The sequence below is a fragment of the Nocardioides ginsengisoli genome (assembly GCF_039537225.1).
Classification (GTDB): Bacteria; Actinomycetota; Actinomycetes; order Propionibacteriales; family Nocardioidaceae; genus Nocardioides; species Nocardioides ginsengisoli.
Map to the genome: position 1 here is coordinate 110,245 of NZ_BAABAC010000003.1, position 22,924 is coordinate 133,168.

A 22,924-nucleotide genomic window follows, 5' to 3' on the forward strand; every position below is an offset into this window, starting at 1 on the left:
CAGCCAGCAGGCTCCTGCGCATGACGATCACCGCCTCGCCCACCACGCACGAGCAGGTCGTGACCTGCCATGACGAGGAGACCGGTCTGCACGCGATCATCGCGCTGCACGACACCCGGCTCGGCCCGGCCCTCGGCGGTACCCGCTTCTACCCCTACGCCTCCGAGGCCGAGGCGCTCACCGACGTCCTGCGCCTCTCCGAGGGCATGACCCACAAGGCCGCGGCGGCCGGTCTCCCCCTCGGCGGCGGCAAGGCCGTGATCATCGGCGACCCGGCCACCGCGAAGACCCCCGAGCTGCTGGCCGCCTACGGCCGCTTCGTCGACGCGCTCAACGGCCGCTACTTCACCGCCGCCGACGTGGGCACCACGGCCGAGGACCTCGACGTCGTCGCCACCCAGACCAAGTACGTCGTCGGCAGCAACGGCGGCTCCGGCGACAGCGGCTTCTCCACCGCGTATGGCGTGTTCTGCTCGATGCGGACCGCCGCCGAGCTGCGCTGGGGCGCGACCGGCCTCCAGGGCCGCACCGTCGGCATCGAGGGCGTCGGCAAGGTCGGCGCCAACCTGGTCGCGCTGCTCCTCGAGGCCGGCGCCACGGTGTCCGTCGCCGACCCGTCGGGCGTCTCGATCACCCGGCTCCTGGCCGACCACCCCGAGGTCGACGTCCGCCCGTCGGTGATCGACGCCCCCGTCGACGTCTACGCGCCGTGCGCCCTGGGCGCCACGCTGACGCCCGCCTCGGTGCCGACCATCCGCGCCGAGATCGTCTGCGGCGCCGCCAACAACCAGCTCCTCGACGCCACCGTCGGCCCGCTGCTCCACGAGCGCGGCATCACCTGGGTGCCCGACTACGTCGCCAACGCGGGCGGCCTGATCCAGGTCGGCGGCGAGCCGTTCGACCGCAGCGCGGACCAGGTCCGCGAGAACGTCGCCGCGATCGGCGAGACCGTCCGCCAGATCCTCACCCGCTCCGCCGCCACCGGCCGCCTGCCGATCGAGGTCGCCTCGGACATCGTCGCCGAGCGACTCGCCGCCGGCACCCCGACGACCGTCGAGGAGACCGAGGGAGACCGCGCATGACCGAGCTGCTGAACCGTCCGACCGAGCCGGCGACCCCGGCGACGCCGTACGACCTGGCGGACCGGTTCAAGCCGTCGGCCCCGCCGGTGCTGCTGACCGGCGTCCAGGCGATCGCGCGGCTGCTCGTCGAGCACCGTGCCCTCGACCGCCGCCGCGGCCTGCACACGGCGTCCTTCGTCTCCGGCTACCAGGGCAGCCCGCTCGGCGGCCTCGACAAGATGCTCGGCGACATGTTGGACGTCCTCGACGAGAACGACATCCGGTTCGTCCCCGGCGTCAACGAGGAGCTCGCGGCCACCGCGGTGTGGGGCAGCCAGATCGACCTGCCGCTCGGCCGGCGGACCCATGACGGCGTCACGGGATTCTGGTACGGCAAGGGCCCCGGCCTCGACCGCGCCACCGACGCTCTCCGCCACGCCACCATGTACGGCGTCAACCCGCGCGGCGGCGTCCTGCTCCTGGTCGGCGACGACCCGGCGTCGAAGTCCTCGACCGTCCCGGCCGTCAGCGAGCGGTCGCTGGCCGCGCTCGGCATCCCGGTCCTGTTCCCCCGCAACGCCGCGGAGATCGTCTCGCTCGGTCTGCACGGCATCGAGATGTCCAGGACGACGGGCTGCGTGGTGGCGCTCAAGATCGTCGCCGACGTCGCCGATGGCGCGTGGGTCGTCGACGCCGCCGACGTGGCGGTCGACCCGGTGGCCGCGAGCATCGAGTGGGACGGCAAGCCCTACACCTATGCGCAGCGGCCGATGGTCGTGAAGCCCGACGCGATCATCCGCGCCGAGGCCGACATGGTCGGCCCGCGCACCGAGCTGGTCCGCGCCTACGCGAGCGCCAACGGCCTCGACGTCGTCGAGGTCGCGCCCGCGCAGGCCGGCATCGGCTTCGTCGCGTCCGGCAGCTGCTACGACTCGATGCGCCAGGCGATGACCGACCTCGGCATCACCGACGACGCGCTGCACGCCGCCGGCATCCGCGTGCTGCGGCTCGGCATGATGTCGCCGGTCGACGGCGCCACGGTCCGCCGCTTCGCCGAGGGTCTCGACAAGGTCGTCGTCGTCGAGGACAAGACCTCGTTCATCGAGGCCCAGATCCGCGACGTCCTCTACGGCACCGCCGACACCCCGCAGATCGTGGGCAAGAAGGACGTCACCGGCCTCACCCTGATCCCCGCCGACGGCGAGCTCACCTCGGGCCGCCTGCTCGCGCCGATGCGGCACCTGCTGCAGGGCGTCGTCGAGCTCAAGGTGCCCGCCGCCAAGCGCACTCCCCTGCCGATGCTGTCGGCCAGCCGGTCGGCGTACTTCTGCAGCGGCTGCCCGCACAACCGCTCGACCGTGCTGCCCGAGGGCTCGATGGGCGGCGGCGGCATCGGCTGCCACGTCATGGTCACCTCGTCCGACCGCGAGGAGAGCGCCGTCACCGGCGTCACCCAGATGGGCGGCGAGGGCGCGCAGTGGATCGGCCAGGCCTGGTTCACCGACGCCCCGCACGTCTTCCAGAACGTCGGCGACGGCACCTTCTTCCACTCCGGTCAGATGGCCGTCCAGGCGTGCATCGCCGCCGGCGTCAACATCACCTACAAGGTGCTCTACAACGACGTCGTCGCGATGACCGGCGCCCAGGACGCCGAGGGCGCCCTGTCAGTGCCGCGGCTCACCCACAAGCTGCACACCGAGGGCGTCAAGAAGATCATCGTCTGCGCCGACGAGCCCGGCCGCCACAAGCGCCGCGACCTCGCTCCCGGCACCCTGCTCTGGGACCGCGACCGGCTCGACGAGGCGCAGCGCATGCTGCGCGACATCCCCGGCGTCACCGTGCTGATCTACGACCAGCACTGCGCCGCCGACGCCCGCCGGCAGCGCAAGCGCGGCGCCCTGCCCAACCGCACCAAGCGGGTCGTCATCAACGAGGCGGTGTGCGAGGGCTGCGGCGACTGCGGCGCCAAGAGCAACTGCCTCTCGGTGCAGCCGGTCGAGACCGAGTACGGCCGCAAGACCCGCATCGAGCAGACGTCGTGCAACACCGACTACAGCTGCCTCGACGGCGACTGCCCGTCGTTCGTGACCGTGGAGACCGCGCCGCGCAAGCGCCGCAAGGTCAAGGCGCGCCGCAAGACGTCGTACCCGACGCCGCCGGAGGTCGCCGCGAGCGACGCCGAACAGCGGGTCGGCACCACGCAGAACGTCTTCATGGTCGGCATCGGCGGCACCGGCATCGTGACCGTCAACCAGGTGCTCGCGACCGCCGCGCTCCGGGCCGGGTACGCCGTGGAGTCGCTCGACCAGACCGGCATGAGCCAGAAGGCGGGCCCGGTCACCGGCCACCTGCGCTTCGCCGACGGCGACATCGAGCCGGCCAACCGGCTCACCCCGGGCTCGGCCGACTGCTTCCTCGGCTTCGACCTGCTCACCCTCGCCGAGGACCGCAACCTCACCTACGGCAACCCGGAGTTCACCCGGACCGTCCTCTCCACCAGCCGCACCCCGACGGGCGCGATGGTCGAGGACCCGAGCGTGCAGCACCCCGACGAGGCCGACCTCCTCGCCCGGGTCCGTACGGCGAGCGCCGCGCTCTTCGACTTCGACGCGCTCGAGGCCGCCGACCGGATCTTCGGCAACACCGTCGCCGCCAACTTCCTGCTGGTGGGCGCGGCGTACCAGACCGGCGCGCTGCGGCTCCCGGCCGCCGCGATCGAGGAGGCGATCGCCATCAACGGCACCGCCGTCGCCGCCAATGTCGCCGCCTTCCGCTGGGGCCGCGTCGCGGTCGCCGACCCGGCCGCCTTCCGGGCCGCCAACGAGCGCACCGTGACGCCGCGCGAGCGGCACGTCCCGGCGTCCGTCGCCGCGTCCGGTCTCGAGGGCGAGGTGCTGCGGCTCGTCGAGCAGCGCGCCGCCGACCTGGTCGACTACCAGGACGAGAAGCTCGCCGACTCCTACGTCGAGCTGGTCGCCCGGGTCGCGAAGGCCGAGCAGGCCGTGTCGAGCGACACCCGGCTCGCCGCGGCGGTCGCGCGCAACCTCTTCAAGCTCACCGCCTACAAGGACGAGTACGAGGTCGCCCGACTGCTCACCGACCCGGCGTTCCTCGCCGAGACCGGCGAGGCCTACCCGGACGCCACGGTCGCCTTCCAGCTGCACCCGCCGGCGCTGCGCGCCCTGGGTCGCAAGAAGAAGATCGCCTTCGGCCCGCGCTCGCACGGCTCCCTGCGCACGCTCGCGCGGATGAAGTTCCTGCGCGGCACGGCCGCCGACCCGTTCGGCCGCGCGCACCTGCGCAAGGTCGAGCGCGCGCTGCGCGACCACTACCGCACGCTGGTCACCGAGCTGGCCCGCGACCTCACCGCCGAGAGCCTCGACCGTGCGGTGCGGATCGCCGACCTGCCCGACCTGGTCCGCGGCTACGAGGGCGTCAAGCTCGGCAACGTCGAGCGCTACGTCACCGCGCTCGCCGAGCTCGGGGCGGACGCGCCGGTCCTGCCATGATGTGAGCATGTTCGCGTCGCTGCCCGAGCTGAGCCAGGAGGTCCGTGAGGCCTACCTGGCTCGGCTCGGTGTGGCGGCCGAGCCGCCATCGGTCGCGGCCCTCCACCACCTCGTACGACGGCACGCCGAGCGGGTGCCCTACGAGACGATCTGGATCCACGCAGGCGAGGCGTGGGATATCGATGCCGGCACGGCGGCTGCCCGGATCGCGCTGCAGAGCCGCGGCGGCTACTGCTATCACCTCAACGGCGCGCTCGGCCTGCTGCTCACCTCGCTCGGCTATGCCGTCCGTGGCCACGTCGGCGGCGTCCACGGCGCCGACGGCCCCGACCCCGCCGCGATGGGCAACCACCTGGTGCTGACCGTCGACGGCCTGCCGAACGACGACAACCCCACTGGCACCTGGTACGTCGACGCCGGCCTCGGCGACGCGCTCCACGGCCCACTCCCCCTGCGCGCCGGCCCGCACCCGCAGCCGCCGTTCGCCCTCTCCCTCGAGCAGGACGGCGACCCGACGACGTGGCACCTGACCCACGACCCCCGGGGCGGCTTCCGCGGGATGACCTGGTCGACCGCCGACGCGCGCCCCTCCGACTTCGAGGCCAAGCACCGATGGCTGTCGACGGCGCCCGAGTCGGGCTTCGTCCAGGTGGCGATGGCCGAGAAGCGCGACGCCACCGGCGTCGACGTCGTCCGCGGTCTGGTGCTGAGCCGGATCGGCGACGACGACCGCGTCGACGAGCCCGTGACCGACCGCGGCGCGTGGTTCGGGCTGCTCGCCGACGTCTTCGACCTGCGCCTCGACGCGATGGCGTCCGAGGCCCGCGACCGCCTGTGGGACGGCGTCCTGGCGGCGCACCGCCGTTGGGAGGCGGCGCAGGCCACCACGTAGGCTCCGTCTGTTACCCGGATTCACCCCCCAGAGAGGAACCCGATGGCGCTGCAGGAGGAGCGGCTGACCGCCGTCGACGCGAACGATCGCAACGACGGGTGGCTCGCCGTCCGGCTGTGGGCCGTCGTCCTCGCCTTCGTCGCGATCGCCCTCGCGCGGTCGATCGACGTCGGCATCCCCTTCCGCGACCCCCACGGCGCCTTCCTGGTCAATCGGATCGGCGTCACCATCGCCATCGCCGTCGGGCTGATCGTCCTCGACGGCATCCTGCGCTCGCCCCGCCCGCGCTCGCGCGCGAGCGTCGTCGCGACCATCCGCGGCCGCTGGACCCCCCGGCGGCTCGGGCTGGCTGCGCTGGCCCTGCTCGCCTATCACGTCACCTACTTCACCTATCACAACCTGAAGAGCTGGGACGTCCTCAACGCCCCGCGCGACGACATGCTGCTGCGCTGGGACCGCTGGCTCTTCTTCGGCCACAGCCCCGCCGTCCTGCTGCACGACGTGCTCGGCGAGAACGTCGCCGCCTGGGTGCTGATGGTCTGGTACGAGGCCTTCCCGACGCTCGTCATCTTCTCGTTCCCGGCCGCGGCCGTGCTGGTGCGTCGCACCCGCGAGGCCTACGCCGGCATCGCCGCCTTCGTCTGGGCCTGGATCCTGGGCACTTTCAGCTACTACGCGATCCCCTCGCTCGGGCCGTTCAACGCGGCGCCCGAGGAGTTCGCCGGGCTGCCGCACATGATGATCCAGGACACCCAGGACAAGTACATGGCGCAGCGCGACTACCTGCTCGCGCACCCCCACGCGTCCGACGCCTTCGCGCAGGTGTCGGCCTTCGCCAGCCTCCACGTCGGCATCACCGCGACCATCCTCGGCCTGGCCTGGTGGCACCGGATGCGGCGCACCACGATCGTGATGTGGGTCTTCCTCGCGGGCACCATGGTGGCGACCGTCTATCTCGGCTGGCACTTCTTCGTCGACGTCCCGGCCGGTCTGGCGATCGGGGCGCTCGCGTGGTGGCTCGGGCCGCGCACCGTGGGGGTCAAGCGGCCCCCTGCCCGGTCGCAGACATAGCCAACTTTTGATCTCCCCGCGAGGGCGGCGCAGACCTACCCTCGAAGCATGAGTTGGGAGATTCAGGGCACGTACTTCGAGAACTGCAGCTGCGACATGATCTGCCCCTGCTCGACCTCCGGGCTGACCGTGGCCGCCGACACCGAGCGCTGCACCGTCGCGCTCGCGTTCCACATCGACGCGGGCGCCTCCGACGGCGTCGACCTCTCCGGACGCACGGTCTGCATGCTCGCCGACGCCCCGGCCATGATGATGGACGGCGGCTGGAAGGCCGCGCTGCTCGTCGACGACCAGGCCTCCGAGGAGCAGACCAACGCCCTCAACGCCATCTTCGGCGGACAGGTCGGCGGCCCGTTGGCCGACCTCGCGCCGCTGATCGGCGAGATGGTGGGCGGCGGCCCCGCTCCGATCGAGTACGCCGACGACGGCTTCACCCACACCGTGCGGGTGGGCGACATGGTCGACCTCAGCGTGCAGGACTTCGTGTCGGGGCTCGACCCCACCGGCAAGGGGATCCGGGTCAGCGGCGTGGGCTTCCCGGCCGACACGCTGGCCGCCGGCACGGCCACCGTGGCGAAGGTCAACGCCTTCGGCCTGGTGTGGGAGACGAGCGGGAAGAACTCCTTCTCGGCGCCCTTCGCCTGGTCGGCCTAGCCGTCCCGGCTGGCGAGTCGTAGCCTGCTAGCTCCCGCGCAGCGCCTGCTCGTGGGCGATGCGCTGGACGTGGCTGCTCTCGATGTGCGCGAGCACCAGCCGCTCGATGTCGGCGACGTCGCCCGCGACGATCGCGTCGTAGAGCACCTGGTGCTCCTCGGTGACGTGCATCAGGTCGTCGTGCTGCCCCAGCAGCCAGCGCAGCCGGCTGCGCATGGTCTGGCCGAGCTCGCTGAGCAGCCGGTTGCCGGCGATCTCGGTGACGATCTCGTGGAAGTCGGCCGCGGCGCGGCGCGCGACGACCCGGTCGCCGGCGCGGGCACCGGCGAGCTCGGCGTCGAGGGCGACGCGCAGCCGCGCCAGCCCGGTCGCCGTACGGCGTTGCGCGGCGAGGCGGAAGGTGAGCACCTCGAGCGCGGTGCGGACCTCGTCGAGCTCGGCGACGTCCTCCTCCGAGAGCTCGCGCACGATCGCCCAGGTGTGCGGGCGCAGCAGGACCAGGCCCTCGGCGTCGAGCATCTTCAACGCCTCGCGCACGGGCACCCGGCTCACGCCGAACTCGGTCGCGACGTCGCGCTCGACCAGCTTGCTGCCGGGCTCGCGCTCGCCATCGATGATCTGGTTGCGCAGCCAGTCCGCGACCCGCGCCGACTCCTTGGGCATGTCCTTGGGCATGTCCTTGGGCATGTCCTTGAGCCCGTCGGCGCGGGTGCCGGCCCGCGAGGCACCCGCGCCCATCGCCATCAGGCCTTCGCCGTGGCCTTCGCCGGCGCCTGGACCGCGCCGTCCTGGCCGAGGAAGACGATGCCCTCGTCGAGGGTCGGGACGATCTCGGTGCCGACCCTGCGGGCGAGCAGGTCGTCGAGCCGGTCGAGCGGCCCGATGAGCACCCGGCCGCCGGCGCGCGCGACGCGGATGGCGGCGTCGACCTTGGGCTGCATGGAGCCCTCGGCGAACGTCAGCTGCGCGATCGCGTCGGCCGACGCGGTGACGATGTCGCGCTGCTCGGGCGTGCCCCAGTTCTCGCTGACGTAGTCGCCGTCGGTGAGCATGATGAGCATGTCGGCCTTGATGTCGGCCGCGAGGGCCGCGCTGGCCTGGTCCTTGTCGACGACCGCCTGGACGCCGACGTGACGACCCTTGCTGTCGATGCGGACCGGGACGCCGCCGCCGCCGACGCACACGCAGAGCGTGCCGCCGTCGAGCAGGCGCTGGATGAGGGGCGCCTGGACGATCGAGATCGGCTGCGGCGACGGGACGACGCGCCGGAAGGCGTTGCCGTCCTTGGCGATGGTCCAGCGGTACTCGGCCGCGGCCTCGGCGGCGTCGTGCGCCGAGTACTGCGGGCCGATCAGCTTGGTCGGCCGGTCGAAGGCCGGGTCGTCCTCGGACACGACGGTGGTCGTGATGATGCCGGCGACCTCACGCTCGCCCTTGACCGCGTTCGAGAGCTCCTGCTGGACGACGTACCCGATCATGCCCTGGGTCTCCGCGCCGAGGATGTCGAGCGGGTACGCCGCGACGTCCTGGTAGGCGAGGTTCTGCAGCGCCAGCAGACCGACCTGCGGGCCGTTGCCGTGCGTGATGACCAGCTCGGTCGTGCGGGCCAGCTCGGCCAGCGCCTGGCAGGTCGAGCGCACGTTCTCGCGCAGGTACTCCGCCGTCATGGGCTCGCCCCGGCGTGCCAGCGCGTTGCCCCCCAGTGCCACTACGACTCGCATCGGCTTCCTCCTGATAGATGATGTAGGGAGTGGTATACCATTTTAGGGAATGGTATACCATCCATGAACAAGGTGAGACCCGGCTCACAGGTGCCGGATGACAGATGAAGGAGCGACAGGGTGGTCGCGACGGCAGCAGCCGGTGCGGGACGGCGGATCGACGCCGTGTCCGCCGACGCCCGGCTGGTCGACCTCCTCGACGGCCTCCCCGCCGAGGGCCGCGGCGGTCTCGTGCACTCGGTCCACGACAAGGTCGTCAACCTGCTCACCCCCGACGGGCTGCTCTGCTGTCTCTCGACCGACGCCCTCGACGACGCTCCCCGCACGATCCGCCTCCCCGCGACCGCCTGGGCGCGGCTGGGCTGGCGCGACGGCGACGCGGTCGCCTTCTCCCCCGGCGAGCTCCGTCACCGCGGCGCGGGACGCGCGGACGACGGCACGACCGTCGTCCTCGCCGGCGCCGCCCGCTGGCAGCCGCCTGCGGCCGATCTGTCCGCGGTCGACGTGGCGCGCCTCCGCCACGCCGCCGACGTTCTCGCGGGGCACCTCGTGCCACCGGCCGGCCGCTGCCCCTTCGAGGAGGCGAGCGCGGCCGAGCTCGCGCGTCGTACCGGTGTGCTGGGCGACGCGCTCCGGGCCACGGACGTCGACGCGGCCGCCGCCGCGATGCGCGCGCTGATCGGCCTCGGCGCCGGGCTCACCCCCAGCGGCGACGACATCCTCACCGGCCTGGCCGTGGTCGCGGCCGCGAGCGGGTCGCTCGGCGCGACCGCGCTCACCGCCCTGCTTGCCGCCGTCATGGCCGCCCCCGCACTGGAGACCCGCACCACCGCGGTCAGCGCGGCCACCCTCGCCGAGGCCGCCGACGGCCGCGCCCGGCAGCGGGTGCACGACCTGGTGGCGACGATCGCCGCCGGCGCCGACGACCCCACCCTCGCCGCCGCCGCGCAGCACGTGCGCGCGATCGGCCACAGCTCCGGCGCCGACGTGCTGACCGGCGTCCGGCTCGGCCTCGTCGTCGAGGCAGACCTGCGCGAGGAGGCCCTCCTCGCCCGCATCCCCACCCATCCGAAGGAGACCTTGTGACCACACCCTCAGCCGACGAGCGCTATCTGGCCGCGGCCGCGGCCGGCGACCTGGACGGCGTCCGGGCCGCGCTCGCGGACGGCGCGGACAAGGACGCCCTCGACCGGGAGGAGGCGAGCGCCATCCTCGCCGCCGCGCGGGCCCAGCACTACGACGTGGTGCGCTTCCTCATCGCGGAGGGCGTCGACATCGACGCCCAGGACCAGACCTGCTTCAACCCGTTCATCCACGGGTGCATCCACGACGACCTCGAGCTGGTGAAGCTCATGGTCGAGGCCGGCACCGACCTCAAGCGGCTCACCCGCTTCGGCGGCAACGGCCTGACCCCGGCTGCGGAGAAGGGCCACCTCGAGATCGTCCGGTACCTGCTGGAGAACACGAACATCAACGTCAACCTGACCAACACCCTCGGCTGGACCGCCCTGATCGAGACGATCATCCTCGGCGACGGCGGCCCGGTCCGCCAGCAGACCGCGGAGCTCCTCCTCCAGCACGGCGCCAAGCCCGGCATGACCGACGAATGGGGCGTCACTCCCCTCGACCTGGCGCGCAAGCGCGGCTTCGACGACCTCGCCGCCGTGATCGAGCGCTACCTCTGAAAGGAACTTCGATGACCAGGCACATCGACATTCGCAAGAACACCTACCTCGACTCGGTCTCGCTCATGTCCATGAGCACCAAGGCCAACGCCGTCGAGGGCGTCACCCAGGCGCTGCTGGGCATGGCCACCCCGATGAACAAGGAGGTCCTCGCCAACGTCGGCGTCCAGGACCCCGCCATCGACGCGGCCAAGCCGAGCGACCTGATGATCGTGATCGACGCCGCCGACGACCTCGTCGAGGACGCGATCCGGTCGGTCAACGACATCCTCGCGCGCAAGAGCTCCTCGGCCGCCGGCGAGGCGGAGATCCGCTACCGCACGCTCGACGGCGCCTTCGAGGAGGTCCCCGACAGCAACCTCGTGCTGATCTCGGTCAACGGCGCGTTCGCCGCCCGCGAGGCGCGCAAGGCGCTCGTCGCCGGCAAGCACGTGATGATCTTCTCCGACAACGTCTCCGTCGACGACGAGATCGAGCTCAAGAACCTGGCCCACGACAACGGCCTGCTGCTCATGGGCCCCGACTGCGGCACCGCGATCATCAACGGCACGGGCCTCGCGTTCGCGAACGCCGTACGCCGTGGCTCGATCGGCATCGTCGGCGCCTCGGGCACCGGCAGCCAGGAGATCTCGGTCCGCGTGCACGACTTCGGCGGCGGCGTCTCGCAGCTGATCGGCACCGGCGGTCGCGACCTGTCCGCCGAGGTCGGCGGCCGGATGATGATCGACGGCATCGAGGCGCTCGCGGCCGACCCGGCCACCGAGGTCATCGTCGTCGTCTCCAAGCCGCCGGCCGAGGAGGTCGCGGACAAGGTCCTCGGCGTCCTGGGCGCGACCGGCAAGCCGGTCGTGGTCTGCTTCCTCGGCTCGAGCCGCACCGAGTCGGGCTACCCGAACGTGCAGCTGGTGTCGGGCACCAAGCCCGCCGCACTGGCCGCCGTCCTCGCCACCGGCGTCGACGAGTCCACGCTCGACCTGCACGCGCTGAACATCCCGCTGATCGAGGAGGTCCGCGGCAAGCTCGCCCCCGAGCAGAAGTACGTCCGCGGTCTCTTCTGCGGCGGCACCCTGTGCGACGAGGCGATGTTCGCGGCGCTCGCGACGTTCGACAACGTCTACTCCAACATCCAGAAGGACCCGGCGTACGTCCTCGGTGCCACCGCTCCCTCGCGCGAGCACACCTTCCTCGACATGGGCGACGACGACTTCACCGACGGCCGCCCGCACCCGATGATCGACCCGTCGCTGCGCCTGCAGCGCCTGGTCCAGGAGGCCGACGACCCCGAGGTCGGCGTCATCGCGATGGACTTCATCCTCGGCTTCGGCGCCCACGAGGACCCGGTCGGCGTGACCATCCCCGCCATCGAGGAGGCCAAGGCCAAGGCCGCCGCGCGCGGTCAGCACCTCGAGATCCTCGGCTACGTGCTGGGCACCGACCTCGACACCCCGGCCATCGCCGGCCAGGTCGCTCAGCTCGAGGCAGCCGGCGTGACCATCGCCTCCTCCTCCACCAACCTCGGCCTGCTGGCCCGCGAATTCGTAGCGAAGGGTGACAACTGATGAGCATCAACAGCCTGTTCTCGACCGACCTCAAGCCGGTCAACCTGGGCCTGGACATGTTCGCCGAGGACCTGACCGCCCAGGGCGTGGCGCCGGTCCGCATGGACTGGACGCCGCCCGGTGGCGGTGACCCGGAGATCATCGCCGCCCTCGGCCGCCTCGAGCGTCCCGAGCTCGTCGAGAAGATCGCCGCGGCCAACGAGGAGGCGGTCGGCCGCGTCCTCGCCGCGCAGCCCTTCCTCGAGGGCTTCGGCCAGGCGATCGACACCGTGCCGGGCATGACGAAGACGACGATCCTGCACGCCGGCCCGCCCATCACGTGGGAGCGGATGTCGGGTCCGATGAAGGGCGCCGTCACCGGCGCGCTCGTCTTCGAGGGCCTGGCGAAGGACCTCGACGAGGCCGGCGAGCTCGCCGCCTCGGGCGACATCACCTTCTCCCCCTGTCACGAGCACCAGTCGGTCGGCTCGATGGCCGGCGTCACCAGCGCCAGCATGTGGGTGCACAAGGTCACCAACCGCACGCACGGCAATGTCGCGTTCACGAACCTCTCGGAGCAGCTCTCCAAGATCCTGCGGTTCGGCGCCAACGACCAGTCGGTCATCGACCGCCTCAACTGGATGCGCGACGTCTTCGGCCCGATCCTCGCCGGCGCGATGGAGCTCAACGAGGGCGGTCTCGACCTGCGCCTGCTGCTCTCCCAGGCCCTGCACATGGGCGACGAGGCGCACAACCGCAACGTCGCCGGCACCACGCTGCTGATCCAGGCGCTCGCGCCGTACATCCTCGAGACGGACTTCACGACCAAGGAGAAGCGCGAGGTCTTCGACTTCGTCGCCTCCTCGGACTACTTCTCCGGCCCGACCTGGATGGTCACCGCGAAGGCCGCGATGGACGCCGCCGCCGGCATCGAGAACTCGACCGTCGTCACGGCCATGTGCCGCAACGGCGTCGACTTCGGCATCCGCGTGTCCGGCACCGGCGACCGGTGGTTCACCGGCCCCGCGCAGCAGGTCGTCGGCCCGATGTTCGCCGGCTACACCGAGGCCGACTCCGGCCTCGACATGGGCGACTCGGCCATCACCGAGACCTTCGGCATCGGGGGCTTCGCGATGGCCGCGGCTCCCGCGATCGTCGCCCTCGTCGGCGGCACCGTGCAGGAGGCGATGGGCTACTCGAAGACCATGAACGCCATCACCACGGCCAACAACCCCAATGTCACGATCCCCGCGCTCGACTTCATGGGCGTTCCGACCGGCATCGACGTCCGCAAGGTCATCGAGACCGGCATCCTGCCGCTGATCAACACCGCGATCGCGCACAAGGAGCCGGGCATCGGCATGATCGGCGCGGGCATCGTGCACCCGCCCGTCGAGGCCTTCCAGCAGGCGATCCTCGCGCTCGCCGACACCATCGGCCAGGCCTGAGGGGATGGGGTGGCATGTCCACGACCTCTAGCGTCGACGACCTGATCGACCCGGGCGCCGAGGCGCTCGCGACGTACGCCGCCCGCGGCTACGCGGCCGACGTCCTCCCGATCCGGCCGCAGGACCGGTCCTGGTCCACGCCGCAGTTCGTCACCGTGTGGATGGGTCCGATCCACAACATCCTGTCCTACTTCACGGTGGTCGGATTCTTCGCGCTCGGCCTGTCGGCAACGCAGGTGGTGGCCGCGATCCTGCTCAGCGCGGTGATCGTGTCCGTCGGCTACGTCCTCAACGGCCAGGCCTCGGCGCGGTACGGCGTGCCCTTCGCGATGCTGCTGCGCGACTCCTTCGGCTCGAAGGGCGCGCTGATCCCGGCCGCGATCCGCGGCACCATCGCGGGCATCGTGTTCTTCGGCCTCTCCACGGTCTCCAGCGCCCAGGCGCTGGACGTGGTGATGGACAAGATCTTCCCCGGGTACGCCGACCTGGGCGGGTCGATCCTCGGCCTCGCCGTGCCGACCGCGATCTCCTACCTGATCATGTGGTCGATCACCGTCGCGCTGTTCCTGGCGGGTCAGGCCTTCCTCGGGAAGTTCAGCACGTGGGCCAACCCGGCCGTGTACGTGCTGATCGTGATCGGCGTGGTGCTGGCGATCAAGAACGTCGGCAGCGTCTCCGCCCTGTTCGACCTGCACCCGGTGCACACCCCGGTGACCCCGCTGGTGTTCGTCGGCTGCGTGGCGGCGCTGGTCTCCAACTGGGCGGGCCCGATCGTCAACACCGGCGACTACACCCGCAACGCCACGACCACGAAGGCGCCGGCGCTCGGGTTCCCGGTGGGCGTGATCGCGTCGTACCTGCTGTTCACGCTGGTCACGGTGTCTTTCATGGCGTCGCTCAGCGTCACCACGCACGGGGACTTCGACGTCAACCGGCCGACGATCTTCGTCGACGCGATCAACTCGATCGGCAACCCGTTCGTCGTCGTCCTGCTGATCTTGTCGATGAACGTCGGCATGACCGCCTTCTGCGTGTTCGGCAACATGCTGCCGGCGGGCCTGCAGCTCACCGCGGAGTGGCCGCAGCGGTTCACCGTGCGCAAGGGCGCGATCATCACCGCCGTGGCCGGAACCCTGTTCCTGCCGTGGAAGTTCCTCGAGGCGACCGACGCGCTGTTCCTGTTCTACTCGTTCATCGGCTCGATGTTCGGCCCGATCGCCGGCATCATGCTGGCGTCGTACTTCGTGGAGCGGAAGCGGACCGTCGACCTGGACGGCATCTACGCCGACCCGAAGGCGCCGCAGCAGGCCTACAACTGGCGGGCGATCGCCGTCCTGGCGATCAGCTTCGTGATCACCATGGCCGGCACCGTGCCCGGCCTGAAGGAGGTCGGCTTCCTCGTCGACATCAAGAACCTGGCGTTCTTCTCGGGTCTGTTCATCGGCTTCGTCGGCTACGCGCTGACGATCCGCGGCGCGCGAAAGGCATCGGCATGACCACCACCCCCACCGGAGCCCAGGTCGACGGCTGGTTCGCCCAGGCCGCCGACATCACCGTCGAGGGCATGCGGGCCGGCACCGGCGGCCCCTTCGGCGCGACCCTCGTCGACGACGGCGAGGTCGTCGTCAGCGTCGGCAACACCGTGCTGCGCGACACCGACCCGTCCGGCCACGCCGAGATGGTCGCCGTACGCGAGGCGTGCCGGAAGCGGAACACGCTCGACCTGTCGGGCATGGTCATGTACGCCACCTGCGAGCCGTGCCCCATGTGCGTGGCCGTGATGATGTGGGCCGGCATCACCGAGTGCTACTACGCGTCGACCCGCGACGACGCCGCCGAGCACGGCTTCTCGGACATGCACCTGCGCCGCTACCTCGACGGCAGTGACACCAGCACGTTCGACCTGGTGCACCTCGACGAGGGCCGCGAGGAGTGCGCGGAGATCTGGGCGGAGTTCCGCCGGCTCAACGGCTGACCCCGGTCGCACCCGGCATTCCGGTCCCGAAATCGAGGATCTCTCGACCGGAATGCCGGGTGAGACCATGGAGCGGTGAGAACGCGCCTCGTGGCGGCCGCCGCCGTCGTCCTGATCGCCGCGCCCCTGTCCGCCGCCTGCGGCAGCGACGGCCCGGCGCCGTCGAATGTCGGGCCGGCGAGCCGCACCGCCGGCGTGTCACCGACGCCGACGCCGGGCTCGACCCGCCGGCCACAGCCCGCCCCGAAGCCCGCACCGAGCAGCACCGCATCGGGGCGCGCGACGCCCGGCTCCCCCACCAAGGTCCTCGTCGTCATCGAGGAGAACCACACGCTCGCCCAGATGCGCGCCGGCATGCCGTACGTCGCCTCGCTGGCCCAGCGGTACGGCTACGCCACCCGCTGGCGCGCGCTCACCCACCCGAGCGAGCCCAACTACCTGGCGATCGCCGGCGGCTCGACGTACGGCGTGACCGACGACCGGGCGCCGTCGGCCAATGCGGCGAAGGTGGGCCGCGCGCATTCGGTGTTCGGCCAGGCGCTGAGCGTCGGCAAGACCGCGAAGACGTACGCCGACGCGATGCCCGACGCCTGCCACGTCTGGGACAGCCCCGACCGCTCGGTCGGGGCGCCGACCTACGCCGTGCGGCACAACCCGTGGGTCTACTTCACGGCCGAGCGCGCCCAGTGTCGCAGGTACGACGTCCCGGTGGCCGCGCTCGCGAGGGACGCGCGCCGCGGCACGCTCCCGAATGTCGGCCTGCTCGTCCCCGACCTGGTCCATGACGCCCACGACGGCTCCCTCCGCACCGCCGACGCGTGGCTGCGGACGCAGCTGGCTCCGGTCCTCGCCAGCGCGGACTTCACCCGCGGTCGGCTCGTGGTCGTGATCACGGCCGACGAGGACGACAGGAGCGGCAACAACACGGTGCTGACAGCCGTCCTGCACGCGAGGCTGCGGCACAAGGTGGTCCGCACCCCGCTCACGCACTACTCGCTGACCCGGTTCATCGGGCAGATCCTCGGCGTCAGGCCGCTCGGCGCGGGACGCACCGCGCCGGACATGCGGGCGGCGTTCGGCCTCTGAGGGGCGGGCGTCAGCCCTCGCCGACGAGCACGCCACCGCGCTTGTAGGCGCGCAGCAGCGGCGTCGCGCTGACCTGGTCGGCGGCCCCGGCCCAGGCCGGGTCGGTGAGCAGCCGTCGCAGGGTGTCGACGTCGGGGGTGGTGACGTCGACGAGGAGCTGGTCCTCGCCGGCGACGAAGGCGCAGTAGCGCACGAGCGGCGAGGCGATGAGCGCGCGGCCGATCTCGTCGATGCGGGTCGGGTGGGCGCGCAGCCAGACCAGGGTCTCGACGGGCAGGCCGAGCAGCGCGGGCTCGACGACGGCGCGGATCCGCAGCGCGCCGCGGTCGATGAGCTGCTCGACCCGGCGCCGCGCGGTGGCGTCGGAGCAGCCGAGCAGCTCGGCGATGTCCTGCAGCGGCGTGCGGCCGTCGGCGACGAGCGCGTCGAGCAGCGCGCGCTCGGTCTCGTCGAGCTGGAAGCGGGTCTCGGGCGAGAACGGCTCGCCGTCGGCGACCTCGCCGAGCGCGGCGGTCTCGTCGGCGCTGAGCAGGTCGGGCGACCACTCGGCGACGGTGCGGAAGTAGAGCAGCGCGGAGTCGGCGCGCACCTCCTCGACGCCGTCGAGCGCGGGCAGCTCGTCGAGGACCAGCCCGGCCAGCGCGTCGTAGGGCGTCATCACCTCGGCGACGATCTCGGGCGCTCGGCCGACGGCGTAGACGAAGACCGTGTCGCGCCGGGCGGCGACCGCCGTCGCGACCGCCGCGGTGGCGCCGGCGCGGCAGCGCAGGCGGATGATGTGGGTCTGGTCGGTGTTGGGCAGGCCGACGACCTGGACCGTGCGGTCCTCGAGCAGCGCGGCGCCGCGGCGGGCGACGGTGCGTACCGGCTCGTCGAGGACCTCGGCGACCTTGCGCCACGAGGCGCGACCGTCGACCTGCAGGGCTCCGACGATCCGCTGCGACAGCGGGTCCAGGGGTGCGCTCGACACGCGGCCAGTATCCGGCACGACCGTGCGCGGCTCGGACGCGACGGCCCGCACATTCACGAAAACCTCACCACTTGGCTCATTTCATTCTTTTTGCTTGATCTATTGACCCAGATCTACATCATCGCAAACACTATGGCTCAAAGGACAGTGTGGCCGGCGTCACCCGACGCCCCGAGCTCACGTCCCGCCCACCCCTGCGAAGGAGCCCCCACCGTGGTCGACCACCTGACCGAAGCCACCGCCCGCGAGCTGGTCGCCGGCCAGCAGCGCGGCGACTTCTCCGCGCGCGAGGTGCTGGCGGCCCACCTCGACCGGATCGACCGCGACAACCCGACCGTCAACGCGATCGTGACCCTCGACCGCGAGGGCGCCGAGCGGGCCGCGGCCGCCGCCGACGAGGAGGCCGTACGACGCCGCGCCGCCGGCCTGCCACTCGCTCCCCTGCACGGCGTCCCGATCGCGTTCAAGGACACGCACGCGACGGCCGGCCTGCGCACGACGTACGGCTCGCCGCTGCACGCCGACAACGTCCCCACCGCTGACGACGAGGTCGTCCGGCGGATCCAGGACGCAGGCGCCGTCCGCACCGGCAAGACCAACGTCCCCGAGTTCGCGGCCGGGTCGCACACCTTCAACGAGGTGTTCGGTCCGACCCACAACCCGTACGCCGTCGGCCGCACCGCCGGCGGCAGCAGCGGCGGCGCGGCCGCCGCCCTCGCGGCCCGCTTCCAGCCGATCGCCGACGGCAGCGACATGGGCGGCTCGCTGCGCAACCCGGCGTCGATGTGCAATGTCGTCGGCCTGCGCCCGACGCCCGGCCGGATCGCCGAGCCGACCACCGGCGTCGCCTTCACGCCGCTCGCGGTCTCCGGGCCGATGGGCCGCACCGTCGACGACACCGCGCTGCTGCTGTCGGTCATGTCCGGTCCCCACCGCCACGACCCGATGTCGATGCACGGCGAGCACCCCAGCGCCGACGCGGTGACCGCGGCCGACCTGCGCGGCCTGCGCGTCGCCTGGGCGCCGACCCTCGGCGACCGGGTCGCGATGGAGCGCCAGGTGCTCGACGTACTCGACCCGGCGGTGAAGGTCTTCACCGAGCTCGGCGCCGACGTCGAGCACGCGTGCCTCGACCTCGACGGCTCCGACGACGCCTTCCGCGTGCTGCGCGCCGCGGAGTTCGACCTGATGTGGGGCGACCGGCTCGCGGCCGAGCCCGACGCCTTCAAGGCCGACATCGTCTGGAACATCAACGAGGGCCGGAAGAGCTCGGGGCGCGACGTGATGCGCGCGTTCGCCGAGCTCACCCGCCTCCAGCGCGCCGCGCACGACTTCTTCGACGACTACGACGTCCTGCTGGCGCCCGTCAGCCAGGTCGCCGCCTTCCCGGTCGAGCAGATCTGGCCGACCGACATCGACGGCATCCCCCAGCACACCTATCTGGACTGGATGCGCGCCAGCTACCTCTTCACGCCCCTCGGAGTGCCGGCGATCTCGGTGCCCGCGGGGTTCACGCCCGACGGGCTGCCGGTCGGTCTCCAGATCATCACCCGCGCCCGCACCGAGTCCACCCTGCTCGGCATCGCCGCAGCATTCGAAGCCGCGACCGGCCACGGCCGCGTCGCCCCTCGCCTCCCGGAGGTCCACTCGTGAACCCGCCCGTCCCCAACCTGATGAGCCCGCGGCGCCTCGCCATCGCGGCCGTCCCGGTCGTCGGCTTCCTGTCGACACCGCTGCTGCCGTTCGTCAACGGCCCCCACCTGTGGTTCGGCGTCCCGTCCGTCCTGGTCTGGACGGCGATCTGGGTCGTCGGCACCGTCGTCGCGCTCCAGTTCGTCGAGGCGAGCTATCGCAAGGACGGCGGCGCCGAGGCCGACGCCGCCGAGCTGGCCGAGGCCGACGCGGCCGAGCACACCCACGGCGCCCAGGGAGGCCACCGATGATCCTCACCACCGCCATCGTCATCGGCATCATCGCGCTGGGCGTGCTCGGCATGAGCGGCCGACGCAGCACCACGATGTCCGACTGGACCGTCAGCGGCCGCGGCTTCGCCCGCTGGACGTCGTGGTTCCTCCAGGCCGGCGACTCACTGACGACGTTCAGCTTCCTCGGCCTCGCCGGCATCGCGTTCGGCGGCGGCGTGGTCGGCGTCTTCGCGCTGGCCTACCTGTCGCTGTCGGCGATCGGCCTCTACTTCGTGGGTCCGCGGATGCGCCAGCTCGGCGCGGAGCGCGGCTACCTCACCCAGGCCGACTTCTTCGCCGACCGCTTCCAGAACAAGGCGCTCGGCAAGGTCACCGCCCTGGTCGGCGCGGTCTTCCTGCTCCCCTACCTGCAGCTGCAGATCACCGGCCTCGGCCTGATCGTCGAGCTGGCCACCGGCAGCGCCGCCGGCCGCGGCCTGTCGATGGTCGTCGCGAGCGCGCTCGTCGTGATCTTCGTGGTCTGGTCGGGCATCCGCGGCGTCGCCCGCGTCGCCGTGGTCAAGGACGTGCTCATGGTCGCCGCGCTGCTCATCGTCCTCGGCGGCGCCGTCTTCGGCATCGCCGGCATCCCGGAGGCCTTCGCCCACATCCACAGCGTCGGCCCGCAGCTGCTCGACCTCAACCAGCCCGGCTGGGACAAGACCTTCTTCCTGACCGCGGTGATCGTCACCAGCATCGGCGCGGGCCTCAACACCTTCCCGCACCTGTGGCCGCCGGTCCTCGCCGCCAAGACCGGCGAGGTGCTGCGCAGCAACTACAAGTGGCTCGCGCTCTACCAGCTCGCCCTGTTCGCGCCGATCTTCGTCGGCCTCGCCGCCACCCAGAAGCTGCCGTCGGACACCACCGGAAACCACGTGCTGCTCGAGACCGCCACCGCGACGCTCCCGTCGTGGCTGGTCGCGGTCGTCGCCATCGCCGGCGCGTCCGCCGCGATGGTCCCCGCGGCGGCGATCGCGATGGGCATCTCCTCGCTGGTCTCGACCAACCTGGTGACCGTGCGCGAGTCGCTGCGGCTCAAGGTCAACACGCTGTTCGTCGTCGCCGCGATCCTCTGCTCGCTGGCCTTCGGCCTCGCCGGCTCCGACATCACCTCGCTGCTCCTGCTGACCTACGGCGGCCTCACCCAGATGGCGCCCGCGACCGCGATCGCGCTGCGCAAGAAGGTCACCGTCGGCGCCGTGCCGGTGCTGCTCGGACTCGTCGTCGGCGTCGCCGGCGTCGCCTGGATCACCTTCTTCGAGGTCCCGATCGGCAGCTGGGACTCGGGCCTCATCGCCCTCGGTCCCAACCTGCTGGTGCTCGTCGTGGCCGAGGCGGTACGGCGTCGTACCCGCGGCGCCGCGGCCGTCTCCGTCCGCGACGCCGTGGGCGCGGAGGCCTGATCAGGAGCGATTGAGTACGACGGCCTCGCGCACCAGAGCCACCAGCGCGGGGCCGTCGAGCTCCTCCCCCTCGAAGACGTCGATCGCGCGCCGCGTGCCGGCGTCCATGCTCGCGTTGAACAGCCCGGTCGGGTCGGCGAGCGACGCACCCTTGGCGAACGTCAGCTTCACCTTGTCCTTGTAGGTCTCGACGGTGCAGATCAGCCCGTCGCAGGAGAAGGTCGGGACGCCGTCGGGGTTGGAGGCCTTCTTCCACTTGGCCTCCTCGACGACCTCGGGCTCGGCCTCGTTGATGAGGCCACGCACCTGGTCGACGAGGTCGGCACGCCAGTCAGCAGTCATGCGCCGACCTTACTGAATCCGCTGCCTCGGGACAGGCGCGGACAGGGTGCCGAGACACCCGCCGAACTATCTGAGAAGTCGATGACTTGGGCCAAAAGGATTCGTTTGCCAGGGGATGCATGGCCTACCGACCATAGGTGCTGCGCCTCACTTTTGGAGTTGAACCATGTCTGATCAGTCTGTCGTCGAGAAGCACACCATCGGCTACGTCCCACCGGAGGACCGCCACGGCAAGGTGCGCGACCTCTTCACCCTGTGGTTCGGGACGAATATCGCCCCGCTGCCCGTCGTCACCGGTGCCGCCGGCGTCAGCGTCTTCGGCCTCGACCTGTTCTGGTGCGTCGTCGCCATCGTCGTCGGCCACCTCGTGGGCGGCGTCTTCATGGCGCTGCACTCCGCGCAGGGCCCGCAGATGGGCATCCCGCAGATGATCCAGAGCCGCGGCCAGTTCGGCTCGTTCGGCGCGCTGATCGTCGTCGTCATCGCCGCGGTCATGTACCTCGCGTTCTTCGCCTCGAATATCGTCCTCGCCGGCCAGTCGCTGCACGGCATCGCCGACTCGGTCCCCGTCTCCGCCGGCATCGTCGTCGGCGCGCTCGGCTCGGGCCTGATCTGCGTGATCGGCTACAAGGTCATCCACAAGATCAACAAGGTCGCGACCTGGGTCCTCGGCATCGGCATCGTGCTCGGCATCGGCGCGATCTTCGTCGCCGGCGTCCCCGCGGGCTTCTGGACGCAGGGCGGCTACACCAACGCCGGCTTCCTCGCCACGGTCTCGCTCGCCGCGCTGTGGCAGATCGCGTTCGCGCCGTACGTCTCCGACTACTCGCGCTACCTGCCCGCCGACGTGGGCGTCCGCGCCACGTTCAACGCGACCTACCTCGGCTGCACCCTCGGCTCGATCCTGCCCTTCACCTTCGGCGCCATCGTCGCCCTGGCCATGAAGCCCGGCATCGACGTCATGCAGGGCGTCCGCGACACCACCGGCAGCCTCGGCCCGGTCCTGCTCGTGCTCTTCCTGCTGTCGGTGATCAGCCACAACGCGCTGAACCTGTACGGCACGGTGCTGTCCGCCATCACCTGCGTGCAGACCTTCGTCGCCAAGTGGATCCCCACCGCCCGCACCCGCCTGGTGCTGTCGCTGGTCGTGATGGCCGCGTCGACGTACTTCGCGATCGGCGTCTCGGGCGACTTCATCTCGCACTTCGTCGACATCGTGCTCGCGCTGCTCGTCGTTCTGGTGCCGTGGACCGCGATCAACCTGATCGACTTCTACCTGATCCACCGCGGCAACTACGACCTCGACTCGATCTTCGCGGCCGACGGCGGCATCTACGGGCGCTTCAACACGCAGGCCCTGATCGCCTACGTCGTGGGCATCCTCGTGCAGATCCCGTTCATGAACACCCCGCTGTACGCCGGTCCGGTCTCCGACCAGCTCGGCGGCGCCGACCTCAGCTGGATCATCGGCCTGGTCGTCACCGCCCCGGTCTACTACTTCCTCGCGCGCGGACGCCAGCTGGCGCCGAGCGAGCTCGCTCCGGTGCCGGCGCACGTCTGACGCCACCCGGAACCCTGTCCGACGGGCAGGTCGCGGATCCACGG

General features: G+C 71.5%; 20 protein-coding genes. 16 read left to right on the forward strand and 4 right to left on the reverse strand.

Annotated elements, in window-relative coordinates:
- Positions 1 to 20 precede the first annotated feature (20 nt).
- The 5 genes from AB4880_RS00590 to AB4880_RS00610 are packed head-to-tail and all read left to right on the forward strand — an operon-like array spanning position 21 to position 7,187.
- Entirely contained in the window at positions 21 to 1,082 is a 1,062-nt protein-coding gene (locus AB4880_RS00590; protein WP_367917249.1) for a Glu/Leu/Phe/Val dehydrogenase dimerization domain-containing protein, read from the forward strand.
- Positions 1,079 to 4,570, forward strand: coding sequence for an indolepyruvate ferredoxin oxidoreductase family protein (locus tag AB4880_RS00595; protein ID WP_367917250.1), 3,492 nt, complete (start codon positions 1,079 to 1,081; stop codon positions 4,568 to 4,570). The genes AB4880_RS00590 and AB4880_RS00595 overlap by 4 nt, the downstream gene beginning before the upstream one ends.
- 7 nt (positions 4,571 to 4,577) lie before the next feature.
- Entirely contained in the window at positions 4,578 to 5,462 is an 885-nt protein-coding gene (locus AB4880_RS00600) for an arylamine N-acetyltransferase family protein (protein WP_367917251.1), read from the forward strand.
- A 42-nt stretch (positions 5,463 to 5,504) separates the two neighbouring features.
- Complete coding sequence (locus AB4880_RS00605) at positions 5,505 to 6,533, forward strand: phosphatase PAP2 family protein (protein ID WP_367917252.1); 1,029 nt, start codon at positions 5,505 to 5,507, stop codon at positions 6,531 to 6,533.
- A gap of 48 nt (positions 6,534 to 6,581) precedes the next feature.
- Positions 6,582 to 7,187 carry a DUF1326 domain-containing protein gene (locus AB4880_RS00610; RefSeq protein WP_367917253.1) on the forward strand — a complete coding sequence of 202 codons (606 nt, stop codon included), beginning with the start codon at positions 6,582 to 6,584 and terminating at the stop codon, positions 7,185 to 7,187.
- A 27-nt stretch (positions 7,188 to 7,214) separates the two neighbouring features.
- Here the strand turns inward: AB4880_RS00610 and AB4880_RS00615 are convergent, their stop codons facing one another.
- The gene (locus tag AB4880_RS00615) at positions 7,215 to 7,931 is read right to left on the reverse strand and encodes a GntR family transcriptional regulator (RefSeq protein WP_367917254.1); all 717 of its coding nucleotides are present in this window, start codon (positions 7,929 to 7,931) and stop codon (positions 7,215 to 7,217) included.
- Positions 7,931 to 8,908, reverse strand: coding sequence for a carbamate kinase (locus AB4880_RS00620; protein ID WP_367917255.1), 978 nt, complete (start codon positions 8,906 to 8,908; stop codon positions 7,931 to 7,933). Before AB4880_RS00620 ends, AB4880_RS00615 begins: the two co-directional genes overlap by 1 nt.
- A gap of 120 nt (positions 8,909 to 9,028) precedes the next feature.
- On the opposite strand from AB4880_RS00620, the gene AB4880_RS00625 reads away from it, so the two are divergent.
- From AB4880_RS00625 to AB4880_RS00655, 7 genes are all read left to right on the forward strand, one after another.
- On the forward strand, positions 9,029 to 9,994 hold the full coding sequence (locus tag AB4880_RS00625; protein WP_367917256.1) for an oxamate carbamoyltransferase subunit AllH family protein: 966 nt from the start codon (positions 9,029 to 9,031) through the stop codon (positions 9,992 to 9,994).
- Positions 9,991 to 10,593: an ankyrin repeat domain-containing protein gene (locus tag AB4880_RS00630; RefSeq protein WP_367917257.1), complete on the forward strand. Its 603-nt coding sequence runs from the start codon at positions 9,991 to 9,993 to the stop codon at positions 10,591 to 10,593. The genes AB4880_RS00625 and AB4880_RS00630 overlap by 4 nt, the downstream gene beginning before the upstream one ends.
- 11 nt (positions 10,594 to 10,604) lie before the next feature.
- Entirely contained in the window at positions 10,605 to 12,152 is a 1,548-nt protein-coding gene (gene fdrA, locus AB4880_RS00635; protein ID WP_367917258.1) for an acyl-CoA synthetase FdrA, read from the forward strand.
- On the forward strand, positions 12,152 to 13,579 hold the full coding sequence (locus tag AB4880_RS00640) for a YlbE family protein (RefSeq protein WP_367917259.1): 1,428 nt from the start codon (positions 12,152 to 12,154) through the stop codon (positions 13,577 to 13,579). The genes fdrA and AB4880_RS00640 overlap by 1 nt, the downstream gene beginning before the upstream one ends.
- A gap of 14 nt (positions 13,580 to 13,593) precedes the next feature.
- Positions 13,594 to 15,075 carry a cytosine permease gene (locus AB4880_RS00645; RefSeq protein WP_367917260.1) on the forward strand — a complete coding sequence of 494 codons (1,482 nt, stop codon included), beginning with the start codon at positions 13,594 to 13,596 and terminating at the stop codon, positions 15,073 to 15,075.
- The gene (locus AB4880_RS00650) at positions 15,072 to 15,554 is read left to right on the forward strand and encodes a nucleoside deaminase (protein ID WP_367917261.1); all 483 of its coding nucleotides are present in this window, start codon (positions 15,072 to 15,074) and stop codon (positions 15,552 to 15,554) included. The genes AB4880_RS00645 and AB4880_RS00650 overlap by 4 nt, the downstream gene beginning before the upstream one ends.
- 75 nt (positions 15,555 to 15,629) lie before the next feature.
- Positions 15,630 to 16,640 (forward strand): alkaline phosphatase family protein, encoded by a 1,011-nt coding sequence (locus AB4880_RS00655; protein WP_367917262.1) that lies wholly within the window; start codon positions 15,630 to 15,632, stop codon positions 16,638 to 16,640.
- Positions 16,641 to 16,650: 10 nt separating this feature from the next.
- On the opposite strand, the gene AB4880_RS00660 is transcribed toward AB4880_RS00655, so the two are convergent.
- A complete protein-coding gene (locus AB4880_RS00660; RefSeq protein ID WP_367917263.1) occupies positions 16,651 to 17,610 on the reverse strand; it encodes an AsnC family transcriptional regulator in 960 nt (319 codons plus the stop codon).
- A 213-nt stretch (positions 17,611 to 17,823) separates the two neighbouring features.
- Between AB4880_RS00660 and AB4880_RS00665 the strand changes: the two genes are divergently transcribed.
- The 3 genes from AB4880_RS00665 to AB4880_RS00675 are packed head-to-tail and all read left to right on the forward strand — an operon-like array spanning position 17,824 to position 20,977.
- Positions 17,824 to 19,263 carry an amidase gene (locus tag AB4880_RS00665; protein WP_367917264.1) on the forward strand — a complete coding sequence of 480 codons (1,440 nt, stop codon included), beginning with the start codon at positions 17,824 to 17,826 and terminating at the stop codon, positions 19,261 to 19,263.
- On the forward strand, positions 19,260 to 19,553 hold the full coding sequence (locus tag AB4880_RS00670) for a hypothetical protein (RefSeq protein ID WP_367917265.1): 294 nt from the start codon (positions 19,260 to 19,262) through the stop codon (positions 19,551 to 19,553). The genes AB4880_RS00665 and AB4880_RS00670 overlap by 4 nt, the downstream gene beginning before the upstream one ends.
- Positions 19,550 to 20,977 (forward strand): sodium:solute symporter family protein, encoded by a 1,428-nt coding sequence (locus AB4880_RS00675; protein WP_367917266.1) that lies wholly within the window; start codon positions 19,550 to 19,552, stop codon positions 20,975 to 20,977. Before AB4880_RS00670 ends, AB4880_RS00675 begins: the two co-directional genes overlap by 4 nt.
- Here the strand turns inward: AB4880_RS00675 and AB4880_RS00680 are convergent, their stop codons facing one another.
- The gene (locus tag AB4880_RS00680; protein WP_367917267.1) at positions 20,978 to 21,319 is read right to left on the reverse strand and encodes a DUF1801 domain-containing protein; all 342 of its coding nucleotides are present in this window, start codon (positions 21,317 to 21,319) and stop codon (positions 20,978 to 20,980) included.
- A gap of 166 nt (positions 21,320 to 21,485) precedes the next feature.
- Between AB4880_RS00680 and AB4880_RS00685 the strand changes: the two genes are divergently transcribed.
- Positions 21,486 to 22,880 carry a purine-cytosine permease family protein gene (locus AB4880_RS00685; protein WP_367917268.1) on the forward strand — a complete coding sequence of 465 codons (1,395 nt, stop codon included), beginning with the start codon at positions 21,486 to 21,488 and terminating at the stop codon, positions 22,878 to 22,880.
- Positions 22,881 to 22,924 lie beyond the last annotated feature (44 nt).

Excerpts from the sequence above, each read along its gene's own strand:
- AB4880_RS00620 (WP_367917255.1), bottom strand. The coding sequence starts at position 8,908 with ATGCGAGTCGTAGTGGCACTGGGGGGCAACGCGCTGGCACGCCGGGGC.
- AB4880_RS00610 (WP_367917253.1), top strand. The coding sequence starts at position 6,582 with ATGAGTTGGGAGATTCAGGGCACGTACTTCGAGAACTGCAGCTGCGAC.
- AB4880_RS00680 (WP_367917267.1), bottom strand. The coding sequence starts at position 21,319 with ATGACTGCTGACTGGCGTGCCGACCTCGTCGACCAGGTGCGTGGCCTC.
- AB4880_RS00615 (WP_367917254.1), bottom strand. The coding sequence starts at position 7,931 with ATGGCGATGGGCGCGGGTGCCTCGCGGGCCGGCACCCGCGCCGACGGG.
- fdrA (WP_367917258.1), top strand. The coding sequence starts at position 10,605 with ATGACCAGGCACATCGACATTCGCAAGAACACCTACCTCGACTCGGTC.
- AB4880_RS00600 (WP_367917251.1), top strand. The coding sequence starts at position 4,578 with ATGTTCGCGTCGCTGCCCGAGCTGAGCCAGGAGGTCCGTGAGGCCTAC.
- AB4880_RS00640 (WP_367917259.1), top strand. The coding sequence starts at position 12,152 with ATGAGCATCAACAGCCTGTTCTCGACCGACCTCAAGCCGGTCAACCTG.
- AB4880_RS00590 (WP_367917249.1), top strand. The coding sequence starts at position 21 with ATGACGATCACCGCCTCGCCCACCACGCACGAGCAGGTCGTGACCTGC.
- AB4880_RS00595 (WP_367917250.1), top strand. The coding sequence starts at position 1,079 with ATGACCGAGCTGCTGAACCGTCCGACCGAGCCGGCGACCCCGGCGACG.
- AB4880_RS00645 (WP_367917260.1), top strand. The coding sequence starts at position 13,594 with ATGTCCACGACCTCTAGCGTCGACGACCTGATCGACCCGGGCGCCGAG.
- AB4880_RS00650 (WP_367917261.1), top strand. The coding sequence starts at position 15,072 with ATGACCACCACCCCCACCGGAGCCCAGGTCGACGGCTGGTTCGCCCAG.
- AB4880_RS00605 (WP_367917252.1), top strand. The coding sequence starts at position 5,505 with ATGGCGCTGCAGGAGGAGCGGCTGACCGCCGTCGACGCGAACGATCGC.
- AB4880_RS00675 (WP_367917266.1), top strand. The coding sequence starts at position 19,550 with ATGATCCTCACCACCGCCATCGTCATCGGCATCATCGCGCTGGGCGTG.
- AB4880_RS00685 (WP_367917268.1), top strand. The coding sequence starts at position 21,486 with ATGTCTGATCAGTCTGTCGTCGAGAAGCACACCATCGGCTACGTCCCA.